This is a genomic window from Mycoplasma sp. Z386 (assembly GCF_054343375.1).
Genome location: NZ_JBTGVC010000032.1, coordinates 1 through 4,295 on the forward strand (window position 1 = coordinate 1; position 4,295 = coordinate 4,295).

General features: G+C 19.8%; 2 protein-coding genes. One reads left to right on the forward strand and one right to left on the reverse strand.

All coding sequences use genetic code 4. The features are described 5' to 3' along the window. Positions 1-277 precede the first annotated feature (277 nt). A complete protein-coding gene (locus tag ACXX85_RS03885) occupies positions 278-427 on the reverse strand; it encodes a hypothetical protein (RefSeq protein ID WP_458560675.1) in 150 nt (49 codons plus the stop codon). Positions 428-903: 476 nt separating this feature from the next. Between ACXX85_RS03885 and ACXX85_RS03890 the strand changes: the two genes are divergently transcribed. Continuing rightward, positions 904-3,762 carry an HAD-IIB family hydrolase gene (locus tag ACXX85_RS03890; protein ID WP_458560676.1) on the forward strand — a complete coding sequence of 953 codons (2,859 nt, stop codon included), beginning with the start codon at positions 904-906 and terminating at the stop codon, positions 3,760-3,762. The last annotated feature ends 533 nt before the right edge of the window (positions 3,763-4,295 follow it).

Consider the following 4,295-nt stretch of genomic DNA (forward strand, 5'->3'; position numbering starts at 1 on the left):
ATCATTAAATTAACACATATTTATAAAAAGTGACATTTTATATCTGTAATTACAATAGTAAGTTGAATCATAAGGTAAATAATTATTATTAGTATCAGAAACAAAACTGTTAATAATTAAAATATAGTAACAAATATAATTTGAATAACAATAAGAGACATTATTTTAAATATTAAAGTTAGTCTGGTTGCGTTTTGTAATTTAAAAAGTTCAAAACCATATTCATAACCTTTTATACATTTTATACATTGACAATCTTTCTTTATTTTTTGAATATTTATTTTTCTTCTTGTGCGATTTGGTTGGAAAACTCAAAAGATTTAAGTTTTTTGTAACCCATGAAAGTAAATATTATTCCAAAGAAGCTTGATAGTACATAACACAACTTAACATCTGCTAATTTTTTGCTATATAAACTTGGTATCATTCTACTTATCATTATTTTAAAAACCAAAGCAACCAAACCCACAATGAAACTTATTATTATAAATAAACTGAAAGAAAACACTTTTATTATGTCTAAACCATTTTTAAAGAATTCTTCATTTTTTTAACAAGAACTTCAAAAATGTAGTTTATTTGAAAATTTATGATAATATCTGTTGTTATTCAAACTAAAACAAACTAATTATATCCATAATTAAAGTTGTCTTTCCAATTTGTTTTATTTCCTTGATTTTACTAATTTTGTCCCTTTCTTATTATTTTAATTTTATTACTTTTTGCAAAAAAAAAAAAAAACGAAGCAAAAGATAGAAAATTTTAAGCATTTTTACGCTTTTTGCCTTGGTAATTTAAGTTTATTCAAAATATATCTATTTAGTCACACGTAAATTATTGTTTTATTTAGATAAAACTAATAAATCTTTCTCAAATATATTTATTAAGTTATATAATTATATTATGAAATCAACTAATTCAGAAAATAGCAAAGCAATAGTGAAAATAATTTCTCATTTTTCTATTAGTGAGAATCTAAAGAAACAACTATTAGGAATATATAAAGCAAATAATGCTTATTTTTTTAAGGATTATTTTACTTTTTCTTCAGATTTATTCAATGAAAAGATAGAAAGATTTTTTAGCAATAGCTTAAAATTTAATATTTTTAGTGAACCTAAATTAAATGAGATTAAGAAATTTTTAAATTCTGAAGAAAATATTAATAAAGAAGAAAGTTTTATAAACTTATATTTTCAGACAAAAGAAAAAATAATTATTGAATTTTCTGTAGAAATGATAAATGCAACAAAAGAATCTAATGAATACGTTAATAATGTGTATAACTTAATTTTTAATTTTAAAAGTGAAAAAATAAATAATTCTATTTCTTATTTATTATCAGATTTTTTAGTAAATATTCAAGATGAACTAATTTTTGATAATATTTTTTCAGAAATTCAAAAAAATGTAAATCATTTTATAAGTTTAGATACTTTTATTAAAAGCGATACAAAACCATTCAAAGAAGATGAAAAATTATTAGAAACATTTAATAAATTTTACATTGATAATATAAACGATATAACTTATCAAGAATATTTAGAAAATAAAAAGTTTAAAAAAATAGATGAAGAATTTAAAAATAATCTTTTCCAAAGAAGCAAAACTTCAGGTAGTACAATATTAGTACACAAAGATAATCTAATCATATTTTCTTTTATTTATAATAGCATTAAATGACAATGGTTGTCTCAAGATAAAGCTAACGAAATAGTTTTTATTTATTATATTTATTCTTTATATGAAAAAATCACTTTACAAGATTCTTATAGTAAGTTGTCTATTTATTTACAAAAAATAGAAAACGACAATGATGATAAATACTATTTTTTTTCATATAAAAACAAACTTTCTAAATTATTATTCGAAATAAATTCGAAAATCGAAACCGAATTAAATCTTGTTAAAATTATAAATAAAGAAGATATTATAGAAAATAACACCGAACTTATTTACACATATAAAAATTCTAATACTGATAATTTAGAATTTAACACCACAAAAAACATGAATGATTATTTTGTACATTTAAGCGAAAAATTAGAAATTCGTAAAATACATAAATTATTAGAACAAGAAATATCAAAAGCAAAAGAGTTGGAGGAACAGATAGAAAAAAATATAAAAACAGAAAATGAAATTCAAAAATGAGATAACAAAAGATTTCAAATAAAAAATCAGAAAAAGTTATCTTTAATATTAATTATTTCTTCTTTATCTATAGTTATTCTTGCTCTTTCGAGGGGTTGAGATTTTTGATTTAAATTAAAAAACTTTTTTGACGAAAAAATTGGTTTATTGTGAGTATCTATATTATTTGTAATTTTTTTAGGAATTTTAATTTCTTTATTTATTTGAAAACAAGTAAAGAAAAATAAAAAACAATTTGATAAAGAAATAGACCTAATAAATAATTTTTTATTAGAAGAAGATTTGGTAAATTTTAAAAACTTAAAATATTCATTTTCTTTATTGAATTTTAAGTATAAAAGTTATATTTTAAAGAAAAATAAAGAATTAGAATTATTTACATATGAAAAAAATAATAATTTATATCCGTTTAATTTTATAAATGTTGAAAAAGATTTAAAAAAGATGAAACACGAAAATAAATCTTTAAGAAGAATGTACTATAACATTAAAAAAATGTATTATTGAAAATTTGATGAAAAAATATTTGAAAATATAAAATTACATTTTAAAAATGAACTTAATTTCTTTTTATCTAAAAATCAAGAATCTATAATTAAAGATATAACATTTAGTCAAAAAAAACAAATGAATTTAGATTCACTTGAATATATTTTGAAGAATAAATCAAAAATAAATTTAAAAAAATCTTTAAAAGGAAAAATAACCACTTTATTTAACTTTTATAAACCAGAAAAAAATATAATTTTTAATACTTTTGTTTTTGATTTGGATGGAACACTTTTAAATGATAATAATTTTATAAATGAAAAAACAAAAAAATACTTAAAAAATTTATATTTTAAAAAGAATAAAAAGATAGTAATAGCAACTGGAAGACCTTTCTTTTCAGCTAAATATTTTGTAGATGATTTAAACATAAGTTGCCCTATAATTTCTTACAATGGTTTATCTATATCTTTAAACACAAAAATAGAAAATAATGATTATGAAAACATATATAATAAAACGATGGATATAGTTTATACAAAGGAAATAGCTCGAGAATTATTTACGAAAAATGTAGATTTTTCATTACATACAAATCAAAAAAGCATAAAATTCAATCCAAACAACAATAAAATACACTTAAAAGAAAGTAAACTACCTTCTTCTATTAATGTTGCTTCAGTTTTTGTTAATAATTTTGATGAATTTATTGATAATCTTGAAATTAAAAAAAATGAAAAACCTATGAAATTCATAATTATATTTGATAAAATAGATAAAATCGAACAAAGAGATATATTGGATTTCCTTTCTAAATTCGCTAACTTAGATTTAATAGAATCTCAACCTAATTCAATAGATGTGATGATAAGAGGAATAAGCAAAGGTAAAGCATTAAAATTTTTAATGGATAAAAAAATAATTGCTAAAGATGATAGAATTATTGCTTTCGGAGACTCCGAAAATGATATTACTTTTAAAGAAGTAACAAATTATTTTGTAGCAATGAAAAATACAGAAAATTTAAAGGTTTTAGAAGCAAAAACCTATATCACTAAAGAAGATAATAATAATGATGGAGTTATTAGATTTTTAAAAGAAAACCAATTTAATAAATAATTTCGATATTGAATTTAGTTTTCAATTAAAGATTTAGAAGGAATTTTAGAATATCAAACAGCTTCAAAAATCCTTTATGAACAAAGTGTTTTTCAAAGATTTAAAAACAAAGAAAAATTCGATAATAATTTGACTTCTTCTAAAAATTCTTTTTACATATTTCTTGATATTTTAGTAAATAGTGAAAAAGAAATCTTTTCGAATTTTAATAACATTATTATAGAAGAAACAGCAGAGATGTTGAATTAATTTTTTATGATTCATCAACTGTTTATTTTGAAAGTTTTCAAAGAACTGGTTTAAAAATTCTTGGATATTTAAAAGATGCAAAATTTAAGGAAGACCAAATTGTTATTGGAATGGCAATTGATAGAAATGGAATTCTTTTTTATAAAGGTTTTTAAAGGAAATACAGCAGATTCAAGCATAATGATTTCTTTTATTAAAGAAACGAAAAGAACTTACAATCTTAAAAAGGGGTAGTGTAAGATATTTTGTGTAAATTTCTCTTGCTTACTTTTTAGTAAGAGATT